General features: G+C 67.0%; 14 protein-coding genes and 1 other RNA gene. 8 read left to right on the top strand and 7 right to left on the bottom strand.

What is annotated here, in order from left to right:
- Window positions 1-80 precede the first annotated feature (80 nt).
- The 3 genes from R0232_RS10850 to R0232_RS10840 all read right to left on the bottom strand — a co-directional run bounded on the left by R0232_RS10850 (window position 81) and on the right by R0232_RS10840 (window position 4291).
- Entirely contained in the window at window positions 81-812 is a 732-nt protein-coding gene (locus tag R0232_RS10850) for a pseudouridine synthase (RefSeq protein ID WP_431512101.1), read from the bottom strand.
- Between the two features lie 90 nt (window positions 813-902).
- Window positions 903-2636, bottom strand: a complete 1734-nt coding sequence (gene ggt, locus R0232_RS10845) for a gamma-glutamyltransferase (RefSeq protein WP_431512100.1) — start codon at window positions 2634-2636, stop codon at window positions 903-905.
- A gap of 59 nt (window positions 2637-2695) precedes the next feature.
- Complete coding sequence (locus tag R0232_RS10840) at window positions 2696-4291, bottom strand: methyltransferase regulatory domain-containing protein (RefSeq protein ID WP_431512099.1); 1596 nt, start codon at window positions 4289-4291, stop codon at window positions 2696-2698.
- Between the two features lie 223 nt (window positions 4292-4514).
- On the opposite strand from R0232_RS10840, the gene R0232_RS10835 reads away from it, so the two are divergent.
- On the top strand, window positions 4515-4673 hold the full coding sequence (locus tag R0232_RS10835) for a hypothetical protein (protein WP_203205080.1): 159 nt from the start codon (window positions 4515-4517) through the stop codon (window positions 4671-4673).
- Window positions 4674-4885: 212 nt separating this feature from the next.
- On the opposite strand, the gene ssrA is transcribed toward R0232_RS10835, so the two are convergent.
- From ssrA to ompA, 4 genes are all read right to left on the bottom strand, one after another.
- Window positions 4886-5270: a transfer-messenger RNA gene (gene ssrA, locus R0232_RS10830) on the bottom strand.
- A gap of 13 nt (window positions 5271-5283) precedes the next feature.
- Window positions 5284-5949 carry an HAD-IA family hydrolase gene (locus R0232_RS10825; RefSeq protein WP_398500979.1) on the bottom strand — a complete coding sequence of 222 codons (666 nt, stop codon included), beginning with the start codon at window positions 5947-5949 and terminating at the stop codon, window positions 5284-5286.
- Complete coding sequence (gene ubiG / locus R0232_RS10820; protein ID WP_431512098.1) at window positions 5946-6668, bottom strand: bifunctional 2-polyprenyl-6-hydroxyphenol methylase/3-demethylubiquinol 3-O-methyltransferase UbiG; 723 nt, start codon at window positions 6666-6668, stop codon at window positions 5946-5948. Before ubiG ends, R0232_RS10825 begins: the two co-directional genes overlap by 4 nt.
- Before the next feature lie 131 nt (window positions 6669-6799).
- Window positions 6800-7459 (bottom strand): outer membrane protein OmpA, encoded by a 660-nt coding sequence (gene ompA, locus R0232_RS10815; RefSeq protein WP_431512097.1) that lies wholly within the window; start codon window positions 7457-7459, stop codon window positions 6800-6802.
- Window positions 7460-7684: 225 nt separating this feature from the next.
- On the opposite strand from ompA, the gene gyrA reads away from it, so the two are divergent.
- The 7 genes from gyrA (at window position 7685) to rpsA (ending at window position 17997) form a co-directional block, all read left to right on the top strand.
- Complete coding sequence (gene gyrA / locus R0232_RS10810) at window positions 7685-10330, top strand: DNA gyrase subunit A (RefSeq protein ID WP_093343403.1); 2646 nt, start codon at window positions 7685-7687, stop codon at window positions 10328-10330.
- A complete protein-coding gene (locus R0232_RS10805) occupies window positions 10327-10911 on the top strand; it encodes a DUF2059 domain-containing protein (RefSeq protein WP_256222547.1) in 585 nt (194 codons plus the stop codon). The genes gyrA and R0232_RS10805 overlap by 4 nt, the downstream gene beginning before the upstream one ends.
- A 64-nt stretch (window positions 10912-10975) precedes the next feature.
- Window positions 10976-12043, top strand: a complete 1068-nt coding sequence (gene serC / locus R0232_RS10800; protein WP_208510374.1) for a 3-phosphoserine/phosphohydroxythreonine transaminase — start codon at window positions 10976-10978, stop codon at window positions 12041-12043.
- Between the two features lie 19 nt (window positions 12044-12062).
- Complete coding sequence (gene pheA, locus R0232_RS10795; RefSeq protein WP_093343406.1) at window positions 12063-13184, top strand: prephenate dehydratase; 1122 nt, start codon at window positions 12063-12065, stop codon at window positions 13182-13184.
- Between the two features lie 19 nt (window positions 13185-13203).
- Window positions 13204-14097 (top strand): prephenate dehydrogenase, encoded by an 894-nt coding sequence (locus R0232_RS10790; protein ID WP_093343407.1) that lies wholly within the window; start codon window positions 13204-13206, stop codon window positions 14095-14097.
- 1 nt (window position 14098) lies between these two features.
- Complete coding sequence (locus R0232_RS10785) at window positions 14099-16111, top strand: bifunctional 3-phosphoshikimate 1-carboxyvinyltransferase/cytidylate kinase (protein WP_431512096.1); 2013 nt, start codon at window positions 14099-14101, stop codon at window positions 16109-16111.
- Window positions 16112-16308: 197 nt separating this feature from the next.
- The gene (gene rpsA, locus R0232_RS10780; RefSeq protein WP_093343410.1) at window positions 16309-17997 is read left to right on the top strand and encodes a 30S ribosomal protein S1; all 1689 of its coding nucleotides are present in this window, start codon (window positions 16309-16311) and stop codon (window positions 17995-17997) included.
- The last annotated feature ends 36 nt before the right edge of the window (window positions 17998-18033 follow it).

Genomic DNA, 18033 nt, shown 5'->3' with positions numbered 1-18033 from the left:
CGGAAAAGGGCTTCGAATGTTAACGATCCGAACCGACGGCTGGCTGACCGCCAGCTGCCGAAAAGGCGGACAGTTGACAGTTATTTCGCAGGCGCGCGCAGAGCGGCGACCTCGTCGGCCGCCAGCCAGCGCCATTGGCCGGGCGCCAGGTCCGCGGGCAGCGCCACGGTGCCGATGCGCGAGCGGTGCAGCGCCTCGACGCGGTTGCCCACCGCGGCCAGCATGCGCTTGACCTGGTGATACTTGCCCTCGGTCAGCGTGAGCCGCAGGTGCAGCGGGCTGTCGGACTTGCAGGCGGCCGCGCGCACCGGCTTCGGATCGTCGTCGAGCACCACGCCCGCCAGCAGGCGGGCGATCTGCTTGTCGTCGATCGGGTGCTTGGCCGTCACTTCGTAGACCTTGGGCACGTGGTGCTTGGGCGAGCCCATCTTGTGGATGAACTGGCCGTCGTCGGTCAAAAGCAGCAGGCCGGTGGTGTCCTGGTCGAGCCGGCCGATGGCCTGCACGCCCTGCACCGCGCCCTTGTTGGGCCGCAGCCGCAGCGGCGACGGCAGCAGCGTGTAGATGCTCGGATAGGTCGAGGGCTTCTGCGAGCACTCGGTGCCGGCGGGCTTGTGCAGCATCAGATAGGCCTTCTCGTGGTAGGCCCAGGCGGTGCCCTGCACGGTGAACTGCAGGCCCTCCGCGTCCAGATCGGTGGCGGGATCGTCGACCACCGCGCCGGCGATGGTCACGAGGCCCTGTTGAACCAGGCCGGCGCACACGCGCCGCGTGCCGAAGCCCTGGGAATAGAGGATGTCTTGCAGTTGCATGGCGAAAAGAAAAGGCGGCCGCGCTTCGCACGCGGCCGCCCTGGAGTGTCTCAGAAGGCGCGGACCGGTCCGGCGCCTTCCCGGTGGCGGTCAGTAGCCCGCGGCCAGCCCGGTGTTGCGGCGCGGATCGTTGGCGCCGTAGAAGCGGTTGTTGCCCACCGGCTTGCCGCCCAGCGTGGGCGCGCCCACGATGATCGCCGCCAGGTGGTTGGCCGGCTGCGGCACGCCGAGGTTGTGGCCCATGTCGGTCAGGATCTTGCGGGTGTCGGGGCTCAGCGCGAAGGTTTCGACGTTGGTGACGTCGGGCAGCCATTGCTGGTGGAAGCGCGGCGCATCGACCGCCTCCTGCACGTTCATGCCGTAGTCGACCACGTTGAGGATGGTGTGCAGCACGGCCGTGATGATGCGGCTGCCGCCCGGCGTGCCGACCACGAACACCGGCTTGCCGTCCTTGGACACGATGGTCGGGCTCATCGAGCTCAGCGGGCGCTTGCCCGGGGCGATGGCGTTGGCCTCGCCCTGCACCAGGCCGTACATGTTGGGCACGCCGACCTTCGAGGTGAAGTCGTCCATCTCGTTGTTGAGCAGCACGCCTGTCTTGGCGGCCGTGACCTTGGCGCCGAACCAGTCGTTGAGCGTGTAGGTGACCGAGACCGCGTTGCCCCACTGGTCGGTGATCGAGTAGTGGGTGGTGTTGCTGCCCTCGTGCGGTGCGACGCCGGGCTTGATGTCCTTGGAGACGCCGGCCTTCTTCGGATCGATGGCGGCGCGGATCTTCTCGGCATAGCCCTTGTCGAGCAGGCGATCGAGCGGGTTCTTCACGAAGTCGGGGTCGCCCAGGTAGCTGTTGCGGTCGACGTAGGCATGGCGCATGGCCTCGATCTGGTAGTGCACCGACTGCGCCGAGCGGAAGCCCAGGTCCTTGAGCGGATAGCCCTCGAGGATGTTGAGCATCTCGCAGATGATCACGCCGCCCGAGCTCGGCGGCGGTGCCGACACCACGCGGTAGCCGCGGTAGTCGCACTCGACCGGCGCCAGTTCGCGCGTCTTGTACTGGTCGAGGTCGGCCTGCGTGATGATGCCCTTGCCGGCCTGGCTCGAGGCCACGATGGCCTGGCCCACCCAGCCCTTGTAGAAGCCGTCGGTGCCGTTCTGGCTGATCGCGCGCAGCGTCTTGCCCAGGTCCTTCTGCACCAGCTTCTGGCCGACCTGGAACGGCTCGCCCTTGTTCAGGAAGATCGCGCCGGACACCGGGTCCTTCTGGAAGTCGGCGGTCGAGGTCCAGAGCATGTCGATGTCGCCCTGCTCGAGCGCGAAGCCCTTCTCGGCGAGCTGGATCGACGGCGCGATCAGCTCGGCGCGCTTCTTCGTGCCGTACTTCTCGCGTGCGTACTCCATGCCCGACACCGTGCCGGGCACGCCCACGGCCAGGTGGCCGTTGGTGCTCAGGCCCTTGATGACGTTGCCGTCCTTGTCGAGGTACATGTTGGCCGTGGCGGCCAGCGGCGCCTTCTCGCGGAAGTCGAGGAAGGTCTTGCGGCCATCGGCCAGCTGCACCGTCATGAAGCCGCCGCCGCCGAGGTTGCCCGCGGCCGGATAGACCACCGCGAGCGCGTAGCCCACGGCCACGGCCGCGTCGACGGCATTGCCGCCGCGCTGGAGCACGTCGACGCCGACCTTGGACGCGAGGTGCTGGGCGCTCACCACCATGCCGTGTTCGGCCGCGACCGGCGCCTGCGACGCGGCCTGCGAAGCGCCGGCGGCCAGTGCGAGCGCGGCGGCGATCGCCGCGCGCAGTTTCGGGGTCGATGGAAGTCGATGCATCTGGATGTCTCCTTTTGAGATGTCGTTGGTTGCGGAGTTTGGGTGTGTCTGGCGAGGGTTCAGCCGGCGAGCAGTGCCTTGCGCCGCAGGTCGCGCAGCGCCAGCGCCACCTGTTCGCGGGCGAAGGCGCTCAGCACCTCGGGATCGGTCATCTGCTCGTCGTTGCGCACGAAGCGCAGGCGGTCGGCGCGCACTTCGGTCTCGAGGTGCTCGACCAGCGCTTCGTGCGAACGGGTGCCGTCGAGCAGCGGCAGCAGCGCGCGCTCGAGCAGCGACAGGGCCACGGTCTCGTGCCAGCCGTTGCAGACCGTGACCGACGGGGCCTGGCCCGGTGCCAGGCCCGGCGCGTTGCGCACCGAGGCCGCGGCCTGCGGCCGTGCGGGCACCTGCGCGACCGAGGGCACCGGCGTGCGGCGGATGCGCAGCGCGCCGAGGATCAGCATCTCCTCGAGCATCGCCATCACCGCGGGCTCGACCGCCTCGCGCGGCTGGCCGAGCAGCGGCAGCACGCAGGCGATCAGCGCGTCGGCGCTCAGCGCCAGCGGATAGTGGCTGTCGAGCACATGCGCCACCGCCTTGTGCACCGGCTGGCGCAGGGTGACCGTCACGTTGCGGATCGCGGTGCAGTTCTGCTCGCGCGTGTCGAGCGTGAGCGGCGCGCCGTTCTCGCCATGGAACACGCCCGCGAACAGCAGGCCGCGAATGCGCGTGGCGTCGAGCCGGTAGCGGATGTTGCGCGCCTGCTCCTGCTTCACCAGCAGCGTCTGGCGGAAGGTGCGGTTGACCAGGAAGTCGAGGTACTGCTCCATCAGCACCTGGCTGCCGCCGCATTCGCGCAGCAGCGGGTCGCGCACCTGGGTGCCGTAGTTCTGCACGAACATCGTCGAGGGCTCGGCCTCGGCCAGGTAGGCCAGGCCGTGGCCCTCTGCGCGCGCGACGAACTCCTTGAAATAGCAAGGCGCGTTGCAGGGCTCGAGGAACTCGTGCAGCAGGTACGAGGTGGCGCCGTCGCGCACGATCGGCGCGGTTTCGTCGAGCGTCTTCTTGAGCACGCTGTCGGGACGCGCCGACTGCGCGAGGAACTCGATCATGCCGCGGGCATAGGAGAGCTTCTCCTCGGGCGTGTCGCGCGGGCCGCCGCGCAGGATCATGGCGTCGCGCACGATCTCGCGCGCCTTCCAGCCCGGGTAGACGTTGTAGCTCACGTAGGCCACGCCGTTCGGCGCGAGGTTCTCGGAGCACACGCGCAGGATCGCGTCCTGCACCGGCCCCGGCACCCAGCTGTAGACGCCGTGGCAGACGATGTAGTCGAACTGGCCGAGCGAGGCGTCGACCTCGGCGATGTTGAAGGTCTTCACCTCGACGTTCGACAGCCCCAGCCGCTCGATCGCCTTCACGCCCTGCGCGATCTGCACCGACGACAGGTCGAGGCCGAGCGCGCGCGCGCCGGGGTGGCGCTCGGCGAAGGGGATGATGTTGTTGCCCGCTGCGCAGCCCAGTTCGAGCACGCGCGCGCCGGCGGGCGGGGGGGTTTCGAGGCCGAAGAGAAATGCCGTGGCTTCCAGGTGCTCCACCGCCGTCTGCGGGAACGGGTGCGAGTCGTAGGGCACCGCGTCGTAGTAGCTCGTCAGAACCGAAGTCAGGGAATCGGACACGGGCAGCCCTTTTTAGGAAGATGCGAGGGAGGGAACGCGCGCGATCGGAGCGCGCCGGCGCCCGCCGAATATAGCCCTGCGTGACAGCGAAAAAGAGCCGGGGTCGGGTTGTCCAGGAGGGCCTCCGTGCCACCGGGCGGCCGCATGTAAGACAATGCCGCGACCTTCCGCGCCAGTGGCGCTCGGTGCGGCCTTTGGGTGTACAAATCGGCGTTCTGACACCATGCAGCTCTCCGATCCATCCTTCGTTCTGTCGGTCTTCCTGGCCGGTGTCGCCGTCGGGGCGATGCTGGTTGCCGTCATGTCGGCCATCCGCGCCGAACGCGGGCCGAACGGCCCGATGCCCAAGCCGGGCAGCGACGGCGACCGACTGGCGCGATAACCCCCTGGCCGACGGCCACCTGGGCTCGAAATCGTCGAGGCCAGGCATGCGGCCTTGCCGCTCTCCCTCTAGCTCTTCTGACGCGTGAACGCGCGCTTCACGCAGGTGAAACGCGTGCCGGATCCATGGAGGGTGGGTTTTGGCCGTGGCCGACCCGGGAATGCCTCCCGGGTCGCCAAGCTCGGATCGGTCCGAGTCAGCCTTAGACAATGTGGTGGAGCTGGGGGGATTTGAACCCCCGTCCGCCAGCCTTCATCGCGCAGTTCTACATGTTTAGCGATCTGATTTAAGTCTCGCTTCCGGAGTCGCGCAGTCGCACGCTACACCGGACGCCAGCACCCTATTTTCTTGCCCCGACCCAAGGTACCCGGATCGAAGCCAGCCGATGTAATTATCCTTGCAGCCGGGAGGCACTGATTGCTCAGAACCCCCTTGCCCAGCCCATCGGCCTGCTGTTGCAAGGCTCACTGGCAATTAAGCAGCGAGTGCGAAACGTTCGTCGTTTGCAGTTAGTTTGTTTGAATCTGTTTTACGAGCGCATTCAGCTCGACATGCCCCGCTGCGACTCCGAACCCGCGTCGAAACCAGTGCAGCCCCAAGGGGGCGTATTTTAGGCGCTATCCAGCAGTTTCAAGAGCTCGCCCGGAGAAGTTATCAAGGCATCGGCTTCCCAACGGGTCGCATCGGCCTGCGCGCCCATGTAGCCGTAGGCTGCGGCTACGGTCCGCATGCCCGCCGCGCGGCCCGCGATGATGTCGCGCTCGTCGTCGCCGACATAGATGCAATGCTCGGAAGGGATGCCCAGCCGCCGGGCCGCCTCGTGCAGCGGCTCGGGATGCGGCTTGGCATGCGGCGTGGTGTCGCCGCTCACCACCGCGCCCGCGCTCGCGAACAGCGGCATCGCCTGCGTGAGCGGCTCGGTGAAGCGCTTCGACTTGTTCGTGACCACGCCCCAGCGCAGCCCGCGCGCGATCAGCGCCTCGATCAGCGGCGGAACGCCATCGAAGGCCTGGGTGTTGAACATGCAGCGCTCGTAGGTCACGAAGAACTCCTCGCGCAGCGCATCGAACTCCGGCGCATCGGGCGTGATGCCGAAGGCCACGCCGAGCATGCCGCGCGCGCCCGCGCCGGCCATGGGGCGGTAGCGCTCGAGCGGGTAGGAGGCCAGTCCCCGGGCGGTGCGCATCTGGTCCGCCGCGGCGCCCAGGTCGGGGGCGCTGTCGATCAGCGTGCCATCGAGGTCGAACAGCACGGCGCGGGTCGGCACGCCCTTCACGCCCGGGCCTCCACCGGCTTCTGCGTGGCGAACATGTAGTTGACGCTGGTATCGGCACTGAGCCAGTAGCGCCGCGTGATCGGGTTGTGCTCGAGGCCGCGCGTGTGCCGCACGTCGAGGCCGGCCGCGCGGCAGTAGGCCGCCAGCTCGCTGGGCCGGATCAGCTTCGCGTACTCGTGGGTGCCGCGCGGCAGCATGCCCATCACGTACTCGGCGCCGACGATCGCGAGCATGAAGGACTTGAGGTTGCGGTTGATCGTCGAGAAGAAGACCCAGCCGCCGGGCTTGACCAGCGTGGCGCAGGCCTGGATGGCCGAGGCCGGGTCCGGCACGTGCTCGAGCATCTCCATGCAGGTGACGACGTCGAAGCTGCCGGGCTGCTCGGCCGCGAGCGCCTCGGCGCTGACCTCGCGGTACTTCACGCCGCGCGTGCCGGCCTCGAGCGCGTGCAACTGCGCCACCTTCAGGGCCTTGCCCGCGAGATCGGCACCGAGCACGTCCGCGCCCTTGCGGGCCATCGAATCCGAAAGAATTCCGCCGCCGCAGCCTATATCCACGACACGCCGCTGGGAAATCGGCGCAATACCTTCAATCCATTCCAGGCGCAAAGGATTGATTTCGTGCAAAGGGCGAAATTCACCTTCCATATCCCACCACTTGTGGGCCAGCTCCGAAAATTTGGCGAGTTCGGCGGGATCGGCATTCACGTTTTCTGTCATATGACGGATTATGAAACGGACGATGACCGGCCCATGACGAATGGGCCTCATTGAAAACTTTCAGCCTGCATTGATTCAGGCATAAAAAAACCCCGCCGAGGCGGGGTTTCATGGTCGATGGAATCGAGCTATCAGTTGGCGCGGGTGCCGACCACTTCGATTTCCACGCGACGGTTCTTGGCGCGGCCTTCCTTGGTGCGGTTGTCAGCCACAGGCTGCTTCTCGCCCTTGCCTTCGGTGTAGACGCGGTTGCGTTCGATGCCCTTCGAGACCAGGAAGGCCTTGACGGCTTCGGCGCGACGCACCGACAGACGCTGGTTGTAGGCGTCCGAACCGATCGAGTCGGTGTGGCCGACGGCGATGATCACTTCGAGGTTCACGCCACGGATCTTCTCGACCAGGTCGGTCAGCTTCGCGCGGCCTTCAGGCTTCAGCACCGACTTGTCGAAGTCGAAGAATGCGTCGGCAGCGAAGGTCACCTTCGAAGCAGCAACGGCCGGGGGTTGAGCCGGAGCGACGGGCGGGGGAACAACGCCAGGAGCTGCGGGAACTGCAGCAGCCGGGGGAACCAGAGCACCGTCGCAACCGGCAGCAGCCGTGGCGGGCGTCCAGTTGGCATCGCGCCAGCACAGTTCGTTCGTGCCGTTCTTCCAAACCAGTTCGCCGGTGCCGTTTTGCCAGTTGTCGATCGTAGGACCGCCATTCGCAGCGGTGACACGGGTCTGCGCGCCGGCGGCAGTGGCGAGCGCAGCGACTGCAAACATCATCGCCACTTTATTCAGTTTCTTCATGGTTCTCCTCTTGGGGAAAAAGCCGCAGCCGCGCTGCGAATCAAGGACGCTTTAAGTGACCACCACCCAAAACGTTGAGGCGATTGTGCCATAGGGTCTTTGGCAAACAGGCCGCACGGCGGCCACGAAGCGTAGGACGGAGGCGGAATAGAGCCCTTGTGTTGCGGCGGTGCGACACCCCTCACAGCGTAAAATTTCGCCTTCCTGCCGCCAGCCTCTCGCTCAATGACGTCCTTCGCCAAAGAAACCCTGCCCATCAGTCTCGAAGAGGAAATGCGCCGCAGTTATCTCGATTACGCCATGAGCGTGATCGTGGGCCGCGCCCTTCCCGACGCGAGGGACGGCCTCAAGCCGGTGCATCGCCGCGTGCTCTACGCGATGCACGAGCTCAACAACGACTGGAACCGGCCGTACAAGAAGTCGGCCCGTATCGTCGGCGACGTGATCGGCAAGTACCACCCGCACGGCGACCAGTCGGTCTACGACACCATCGTGCGGCTGGCCCAGGACTTCTCGATGCGGCACATGCTGGTCGACGGCCAGGGCAACTTCGGGTCCGTGGATGGCGACAACGCGGCCGCAATGCGGTATACGGAAATCCGGCTGGCCAAAATCGCGCATGAAATGCTGGCCGATATCGACAAGGAAACGATCGATTTCCAGGACAATTACGACGGCTCCGAAAAGGAACCGGCCGTGCTGCCGAGCCGGCTGCCGAATTTGCTGGTCAATGGCTCCGGCGGTATTGCGGTCGGCATGGCCACCAATATTCCGCCGCACAACCTCAATGAAGTGGTGGACGCCTGCCTGCACCTGCTGCGCAACCCGCAGGCCAGCATCGACGAGCTGATGGAGATCGTGCCGGCGCCCGATTTCCCCACGGCCGGCATCATCTACGGCATCAACGGCGTGAAGGACGGCTACCGCACCGGCCGCGGCAAGGTCGTGATGCGCGCCAAGTGCCACTTCGAGGACATCGACCGCGGCCAGCGCCAGGCGATCATCGTCGACGAGCTCCCCTACCAGGTCAACAAGAAGACGCTGCAGGAGCGCATGGCCGAACTGGTCCACGAGAAGAAGATCGAGGGCATCAGCCACATCCAGGACGAGTCCGACAAGTCGGGCATGCGCCTCGTCATCGAGCTCAAGCGCGGCGAAGTGCCCGAGGTGGTGCTCAACAACCTCTACAAGCAGACCCAGCTGCAGGACACCTTCGGCATCAACATGGTGGCGCTGGTCGATGGCCAGCCGAAGCTGTGCAACCTCAAGGACCTGATCGAGGTCTTCCTGCAGCACCGCCGCGAAGTGGTGACGCGCCGCACGGTCTTCAACCTGCGCAAGGCCCGCGACCGCGGCCACGTGCTCGAAGGCCTGGCGGTGGCGCTGGCGAACATCGACGACTTCATCGCCATCATCCGCAACGCCCCGACCCCGCCGGTCGCCAAGGCCGAGCTGATGGCGCGCAGCTGGGACAGCAAGCTGGTGCGCGAGATGCTCACCCGCACGCGCGCCGACGGCGGCGTGATCAGCGCCGACGACTACCGCCCCGAAGGCCTCGAGCGCGAGTTCGGCATGGGCAACGACGGCCTCTACCGCCTCTCCGAGACGCAGGCCCAGGAAATCCTGCAGATGCGCCTGCAGCGCCTGACCGGCCTGGAGCAGGACAAGATCGTCGCCGAGTACAAGGAAGTCATGGCCGAGATCGACGACCTGCTCGACATCCTGGCCAAGCCCGAACGCGTCTCGACCATCATCGGCGACGAACTCGGCGCCCTCAAGCAGGAGTTCGGCCAGTCGAAGGTGGGCGCGCGCCGCAGCCTCGTCGAGCACAGCGCCTTCGATCTCTCGACCGAAGACCTGATCACCCCCACCGACATGGTGGTGACGCTCTCGCACAGCGGCTACATCAAGAGCCAGCCGCTCGGCGAATACCGGGCGCAGAAGCGCGGCGGCCGCGGCAAGCAGGCCACCACCACCAAGGAAGACGACTGGATCGACCAGCTCTTCATCGCCAACACGCACGACTACATCCTGTGCTTCTCGAACCGCGGCCGGCTCTACTGGCTCAAGGTGTGGGAAGTGCCGGCGGGCTCGCGCGGCTCGCGCGGCCGCCCGATCGTCAACATGTTCCCGCTGGCCGAGGGCGAGAAGATCAACGTCGCGCTGCCGCTCACGGGCGAGAAGCGCAACTTCCCGGCCGACCAGTACGTGTTCATGTCGACCTCGATGGGCACGGTCAAGAAGACCACGCTCGACGAGTTCAACAACCCGCGCAAGGCCGGCATCATCGCGGTCGACCTCGACGCGGGCGACTACCTGATCGGCGCCGCCCTCACCGACGGCAAGCACGACGTGATGCTGTTCAGCGACGGCGGCAAGGCGGTGCGCTTCGACGAGAACGACGTGCGCCCGATGGGCCGCAACGCGCGCGGCGTGCGCGGCATGATGCTCGAGGAAGGCCAGGGCGTGATCGCCATGCTGGTGGCCGAGGACGAGCAGCAGAGCGTGCTCACGGCCACGGAAAATGGTTACGGAAAGCGAACAAGCATTACGGAATACACGCGCCACGGCCGTGGAACCAAAGGCATGATCGCGATTCAACAGAGTGAGCGAAACGGCAAGGTCGTTGCCGCCACACTCGTGCATTCGGACGATGAGATCATGCTCATCACCGACAAGGGCGTGCTGGTGCGCACCCGAGTCGCCGAAATTCGTGAACTGGGTCGCGCGACGCAAGGCGTTACGCTGATCGGGCTCGACGAAGGTGCCAAACTCAGCGGGCTTCAACGTATCGTCGAAAACGATGCCAATGGCGAACCCGAGCCCGGCGCAGACGACACTTCCACATCTTCAACGGAGAATCCTCAGTGAAAAAACAAATCAAGCTCGCACTCCTGACCATCGCCCTGGCTGGCAGTTCGATGGGCGCCCTGGCGCAGGACAAGGCCACGCTCATCAAGCAGTTCCTCGACCTGCAGCGCCCCGGCATCGAAGCCCTGGCCCGCGGTCTGGTCGAGCAGTCGAGCGCTCCGATCGCGCAGGCCGGTTCGCAGTACCTGCAGACCCAGGTGCCCGAAGCCAAGCGCGAAGCCGCCGCCAAGGCCGCCGATGCCGAGCTCAAGAAGTACTACGACGAGGCCTACCCGATCGTGCGCGACAAGGCCGTGCAACTGGCCCCGACCACGCTGACGCCGCTGCTCGAGCAGTCCTTCACCGAAGACGAACTCAAGCAGCTGCTGGCCTGGATCAACTCGCCGCTGAGCAAGAAGTACCAGGACCTGAACCCCAAGATGCAGACCGCGCTGACGGAAAAGCTGGTGGCCGAAACCCGCAGCTCCATCGAGCCGAAGATGCAGGCGCTCGACACCAACGTCGCCAAGGCGCTGGGTGCCCCGACCGAAGCGCCGTCCGCACCCGCCAAGGCACCGGCCAAGGCTCCCGCCAAGAAGTGACGTGAACGCCCCGCAGAAGCCGGCCGGCCCGCGCCCCTACAACTTCTCCGCGGGCCCCGCCGCCATGCCCGAGGCGGTGCTGCAACGCGCCGCCGCCGAAATGCTCGACTGGCACGGCAGCGGCATGAGCGTGATGGAGATGAGCCATCGCGGCAAGGAGTTCGGCGAGATCTACGCGCAGGCCGAAGCCGACCTGCGCGCGCTGCTGGCGGTGCCCGCCAACTTCCGGATCCTGTTCATGCAGGGCGGCGGCCTCGGCGAGAACGCGATCGTGCCGCTGAACCTGTCGCGCGGCGGCACGGTCGACTTCGTGGTCACCGGCAGCTGGAGCATCAAGTCGCACAAGGAAGCGCAGCGCTACTGCAGCGCGCGCGTGGCCGCGAGCAACGCCGACGACCAGCACACGCGCCTGCCCGATCCCGCGAGCTGGCAGCTGTCCGGCGATGCCTCGTACGTGCACCTGTGCAGCAACGAGACCATCAACGGCATCGAATTCCACGAGCTGCCCGACCTCGCCGCCCTCGGCAGCAAGGCGCCGCTGGTGATCGACTTCTCCTCGCACGTCGCCTCGCGCGGCGTCGACTGGAGCCGCGTCGGCCTGGCCTTCGGCGGTGCGCAGAAGAACCTCGGCCCGGCCGGGCTCACGATCGTCGTCGTGCGCGAGGACCTGCTGGGCCATGCCCTCGAGATCTGCCCCAGCGCGTTCAACTACAAGACCGTGGCCGACAACCAGTCCATGTACAACACCCCGCCGACCTGGGGCATCTACATGGCGGGGCTCACGTTCCAATGGCTGCGCGAGCAGACCGAAGGCGCCGCAACCGGCGTGGCCGCGATGGAGCAGCGCAACATCGCCAAGGCGAAGCTGCTGTACGACTTCATCGATGCGTCGTCCTTCTACCTGAACAAGATCGACCCGGGCTGCCGCTCGCGCATGAACATCCCGTTCTTCCTGCGCGACGAGGCCCGCAACGAGGCCTTCCTGTCGGGCGCCCGCGCGGCCGAGCTGCTGCAGCTCAAGGGCCACAAGTCGGTGGGCGGCATGCGTGCCAGCCTCTACAACGCCATGCCCCTGGAAGGCGTGCAGGCCCTGGTGAGCTACATGCGAGAATTCGAGCGGTCGCACGCCTAGACGCGCGCGAACCTCACCGATGACCGCCCCAGCTCCTACCCAGCCCTCCTCCCCCGACCATTCCGAAAGCCTCGCCGATCTGCGCGTGCAGATCGATTCGCTCGACCAGCAACTGCTGCGCCTGCTCAACGAGCGGGCCCATGTGGCGGAGCTGGTCGGCGAAGTGAAGAAGCGCGAAGGCACGCCGTTCTTCCGCCCCGACCGGGTGGCCCAGGTCATCGACAAGATGCAGAAGGGCAACGGCGGTCCGCTCAAGGACCTGCACGTGGCCGCCATCTGGCGCGAGATCATGTCGGCCTGCCTGGCGCTCGAGTCGCCGCAGCGCGTGGCGGTGCTCGGCCCCGAAGGCACCTTCTGCGAGCAGGCGGCCATCGAGTACTTCGGCGGCGCCGCCGACCTGATCTACTGCGCCAGCTTCGACGAGGTCTTCCACGCCACCGCCGCCGGCAGCGCCCAGTACGGCGTGGTCGGCGTCGAGAACTCGACCGAGGGCGTGGTCACGCGCTCGCTCGACCTGTTCCTGCACTCGCCCACCCACGTGGTCGGCGAGGTCAGCCTGCTGGTGCGCCACCACCTGCTGCGCAGCAGCAATTCGCTCGAGGGCATCGAGGCCGTGCTGGCCCATCCGCAGGCGCTGGCCCAGTGCCAGGGCTGGCTGACCAAGCACCTGCCGCATGCCGAGCGCCGCGCCGTGTCGAGCAATGCCGAGGGTGCGCGCCTCGCGGCCGCCAACCCGGCGTTCGCGGGGCTGGCCGGCGAACGCGCCGCCACGCGCTTCGGGCTGCACATCGTGGCCCACGCCATCCAGGACGACTCCTACAACCGCACCCGCTTCTCGGTGATCTGCCTGCCGCAGACGCTCGCGATGCCGCCCGCCTCGGGCCGCGACTGCACCAGCCTGATCGTGTCGGTGCCCAACCGGCCGGGCGCGGTGCACGACCTGCTGGTGCCGCTGAAGGTCAACAACGTGTCGATGACCCGCTTCGAGTCGCGCCCCGCGCGCACCGGGCAGTGGGAGTACTACTTCTACATCGACCTCGACGGCCATCCCTCGCAGCCCAACGTGGCCGCGGCGCTGGCCGAACTGCGCGGTCTCTGCGCGTTCTACAAGGTGCTCGGCGCCTACCCCGTCAAGGCCTGAGTCCGTCGCAAGCAAGCACATGTTCGAGCAACTGGGATTGATCGGCTGCGGCCTGATAGGCGGCTCCTTCGCGCTGGCGCTGAAGCGCGCCAAGCTGGTGAAACGGGTGGTGGGTTACAGCAAGTCGCCCTCCACCACGGAACGGGCCCGGCAGCTCGGCGTGATCGACGTCGCCGCGCCCTCGGCGCTGCTGGCGGTGTCGGGCGCCGACATCGTGCTGCTGGCCGTGCCGGTGGCGGCCTCGGAAGCCACCTTCAAGGCGATCCGCCACGGCATCGGCAGCGATGCGCTGGTGATGGACGTCGGCTCCACCAAGGGCGACGTCATCGAGGCCGCGCGCCGCGGCCTGCAGGGCCAGCTCGGCAACTTCGTGCCGGCACACCCGATCGCGGGCAAGGAAGTCTCGGGCATCGAGCATGCCGAGGCCTCGCTGTTCACCGGCCGCCACGTGGTGCTCACGCCGATCAAGTCCACGCTGCGCTCCAACGTGCAGCGTGCCTCGCAGGTCTGGAGCGGCATCGGCGCCAACGTGCTCACCATGACCCACGAGGAGCACGACAGCACCTTCGCCGCCGTGAGCCACCTGCCGCACCTGCTGGCCTTCGCCTATGTCAACGGCCTCGCCGGCCAGCCGCAGGGCGAGCGTTTCCTGAGCCTGGCGGGCCCGGGCTTTCGCGACTTCTCGCGCATCGCCGCGAGCGACCCCGTGATGTGGCGCGACGTGCTGCTGGCCAACCGCGAGCAGGTGCTGGCGCAATCGCGCGCCTTCCGCGCCGCGCTGCTCGAGATGGAGAACGCCATGGCCGAGGGCGAATCGCAGGCCTTGGAGCAGTCGATCGAACGCGCCCGCCGCGTGCGAGCCGCCTGGCAGCCCGGCGCCTCGTCGTCGCACGATTCGCAGCAGGACGCCTGAGATGTACGCCTCGGCCTTCCTCGATCTCCCCGCGCTGACCGGCGCCTCGGGCACGGTGCAGCTGCCCGGCTCCAAGAGCATCTCGAACCGCGTGCTGCTGCTGGCCGCGCTCGCGAGCGGCACCACCACCCTGCACGACGTGCTCGACTCGGACGACACCCGCGTCATGCTCGATGCGCTGCGCGCGCTGGGCTGCGGCGTCGAACCCGCCGGCACGCGGGTGCGCATCACCGGCATCGGCGGCCGGGAAATCGGCAACACCGAGCTGCTGTCGCTGTTCCTCGGCAATGCCGGCACGGCGATGCGGCCGCTGACCGCGGCGCTGTCGCTGCTGGGCGGCGAATTCGAACTGCGCGGCGTGCCGCGCATGCACGAGCGCCCGATCGGCGACCTGGTCGATGCCCTCACCCAACTGGGTTGCCGCATCGACTACCTCGGCAATCCCGGCTATCCGCCGCTGCGCATCCATCCGGTACCGCATGGCGAGCTGGTGCTCGACGCCCCGATCCGCGTGCGCGGCGACGTCTCGAGCCAGTTCCTGACCGCCCTGCTGCTCGCCCTGCCCCTCGCAGCGGCCAGCGACATCACGATCGAAGTGGTCGGCGAGCTGATCTCCAAGCCCTACATCGAGATCACGCTGAACCTGCTGGCGCGCTTCGGCATCGCGGTGCGGCGCGACGGCTGGGAGCGCTTCACGATTCCCGCCGGCAGCAGCTACCGCTCGCCGGGCGACATCCATGTCGAGGCAGACGCCTCGTCCGCCAGCTATTTCATCGCGCTGGGCGCCATCGCGGCGGCCGCTTCCGGGGCCGACGGCATCCGGATCGAGGGCGTGGGCGCCGATTCGATCCAGGGCGACATCCGTTTCGTCGACGCCGCGCGCCAGATGGGCGCCGAGATCGACAGCGGCCCGAACTGGCTCGCGGTGCGCCGCGGCGCCTGGCCGCTCAAGGCCATCGACCTCGACGCCAACCACATTCCCGACGCGGCGATGACGCTGGCCGTGATGGCGCTCTACGCCGACGGCCCCAGCACCCTGCGCAACATCGCGAGCTGGCGCGTCAAGGAAACCGACCGCATCGACGCCATGGCCAACGAGCTGCGCAAGCTCGGCGCCACGGTCGAGGCCGGGCCCGACTTCATCCGCGTGCATCCGCTGGCGCCGGCCGGCTGGCGGCCCGCGAGCATCCGCACCTACGACGACCACCGGGTCGCCATGTGCTTCTCGCTCGCCGCCTTCAACCCGGCGCGGGTGCCGGTGCGCATCCTCGAGCCGCACTGCGTCGCCAAGACCTTCCCCGACTATTTCGAGACCCTGTTCTCGGTCTCCACAGCCGCCGGCATTCCGGTGATCAGCATCGACGGCCCGACCGCCTCGGGCAAGGGCACGCTGGCCTCCGAAGTCGCGCGCCTGCTGGGCTACCACTACCTCGATTCGGGCTCGCTCTACCGCGTGACCGGGCTGGCCATGCGCCGCGCCGGCCTGAGCGCCGACGCCGCGCACGAGGCGCAGATCGCCGCGCTGGCCGCCGCCCTGCCGCTGCAGTTCACCGAGGGCAAGGTGCTGCTGGACGGCGAGGACGTCAGCGAGCTGATCCGCTCCGAGGCCGCCGGCATGGACGCCTCGCGCGTCTCCACGCTGCCGGCCGTGCGCGAGGCGCTGCTGGGCCTGCAGCAGCGCTTCCGCCAGCTGCCGGGCCTGGTGGCCGACGGCCGCGACATGGGCACGGTGATCTTCCCCGACGCCGCGCTCAAGGTGTTCCTGACCGCGAGCGCCGCCCAGCGTGCCGAGCGGCGCCATAAGCAGTTGATTTCAAAGGGTATTTCGACTACACTCGACAGTCTTCGCTCCGATCTGGAGGCGCGTGACGCCCGGGACTCGTCCCGCAGCGTCGCCCCTTTGAAGCCGGCGCAGGACGCGCGCCACCTCGACAACTCCCAGCTCTCGATCGAGCAATCGATCGACACGGTGTTGGACTGGTGGCGACAAGTGCAGCCTTTCGAGTCCGCTTGAAAGGCTCGCGCCCACCGGGTGTTCCGGGGGGCGCCTACCGCTCCAGAAGGCTCCCTTCGCGCGACAGCGCACCGGCCTTCTGGTTGTTCAACCAACCGGGCTTCCGCCCACAACCAACCGCCGTCTCCAGATCCAGCGCAGTCGCATGCAATGTCGCAAGAGCGCCTGCCAACCCTGCCTGACGGAAGGAACCATAAATGTCTGAATCTTTTGCCGACCTATTCGAAGAGTCCCTGAAGCGTTCCGAAATGCGCACCGGCGAGGTCATCACGGCCGAAGTCGTGCGTGTCGAACACAACCACGTCGTCGTCAACGCCGGTCTGAAGTCCGAAGCGTATGTGCCGATCGAAGAGTTCAAGAACGACAAGGGCGAGCTCGAAGTCCAGGCCGGCGATTTCGTTTCCGTTGCCATCGGCAGCGTTGAAAACGGCTACGGCGACACCATCCTCTCGCGCGACACCGCCAAGCGTCTCGCTTCGTGGCTGGCCCTCGAGAAGGCGCTGGAATCGGGCGACTTCGTCACCGGCACCACCAGCGGCAAGGTCAAGGGCGGCCTCACGGTGCTCGTCAACGGCATCCGCGCGTTCCTGCCGGGCTCGCTGATCGACACGCGTCCGATCAAGGACCTGACCCCGTACGAGAACAAGACCCTCGAATTCAAGGTCATCAAGCTCGACCGCAAGCGCAACAACGTCGTGCTGTCGCGCCGTGCCGTGGTCGAAGCCAGCATGGGCGAAGAGCGCGCCAAGCTGATGGAAACCCTGAAGGAAGGCGCTGTTGTCCGCGGCGTGGTCAAGAACATCACCGAATACGGTGCGTTCGTGGACCTCGGCGGCATCGACGGCCTGCTGCACATCACCGACATGGCATGGCGCCGCGTCCGCCACCCGAGCGAAGTCGTTCAGGCCGGCCAGGAAATCACCGCCAAGATCCTCAAGTTCGACACCGAGAAGAACCGTGTCTCGCTGGGTCTCAAGCAAATGGGCGACGACCCGTGGATGGGCGTTTCGCGCCGCTACCCGCAATCGACCCGCCTGTTCGGCAAGGTCACGAACATTGCCGACTACGGCGCGTTCGTCGAGCTCGAACCCGGCATCGAAGGCCTGGTGCACGTCTCCGAAATGGACTGGACCAACAAGAACATCGCTCCGAACAAGATCGTCTCGCTGGGCGACGAAGTCGAAGTCATGGTCCTGGAAATCGACGAAGACAAGCGCCGCATCAGCCTGGGCATGAAGCAGTGCAAGGCCAACCCGTGGCAAGAGTTCGCTCAGAACACGAAGCGTGGCGACCGCGTCAAGGGCCCGATCAAGTCGATCACCGACTTCGGCGTGTTCGTGGGTCTGGCTGCCGGCATCGACGGCCTGGTTCACCTCTCGGACCTCTCGTGGAACGAAGCCGGCGAAACCGCCGTTCGCAACTACAAGAAGGGCCAGGAAGTCGAAGCGATCGTGCTGGCCGTCGACGTCGACCGCGAGCGCATCTCGCTGGGCATCAAGCAGCTCGACAGCGACCCGTTCACCACCTTCACCACGGTCAACGACAAGGGCCAGATCGTGACCGGCAAGGTCAAGACGGTCGACGCCCGCGGCGCTGAAATCGACCTGGGTGAGGACATCATCGGCTACCTCCGTGCTTCGGAAATCTCGCGCGACCGCGTCGAAGATGCCCGCAACGTGCTGAAGGAAGGCGACGAAGTCACCGCCATCGTCGTGAACGTGGATCGCAAGACCCGCAACATCCAGCTGTCGATCAAGCAGAAGGACATGGTCGACGAGCAAGGCGCCATGGCCAACCTGAGCCAGCAGTCGGCACGCGAAAACGCGGGCACGACGAGCCTGGGCGCCCTGCTGCGCGCCAAGCTCGACAACAGCGACAACAAGTAAGCCGTCGCCGGAAGACAGAGCAGGCCCTGGTGGCCT

The sequence above is a fragment of the Variovorax sp. DAIF25 genome (assembly GCF_050711835.1).
GTDB lineage: Bacteria > Pseudomonadota > Gammaproteobacteria > Burkholderiales > Burkholderiaceae_C > Variovorax.
Note: the sequence above shows the minus strand (reverse complement) of the source record. Positions and strands in the feature narration are given on the sequence as shown.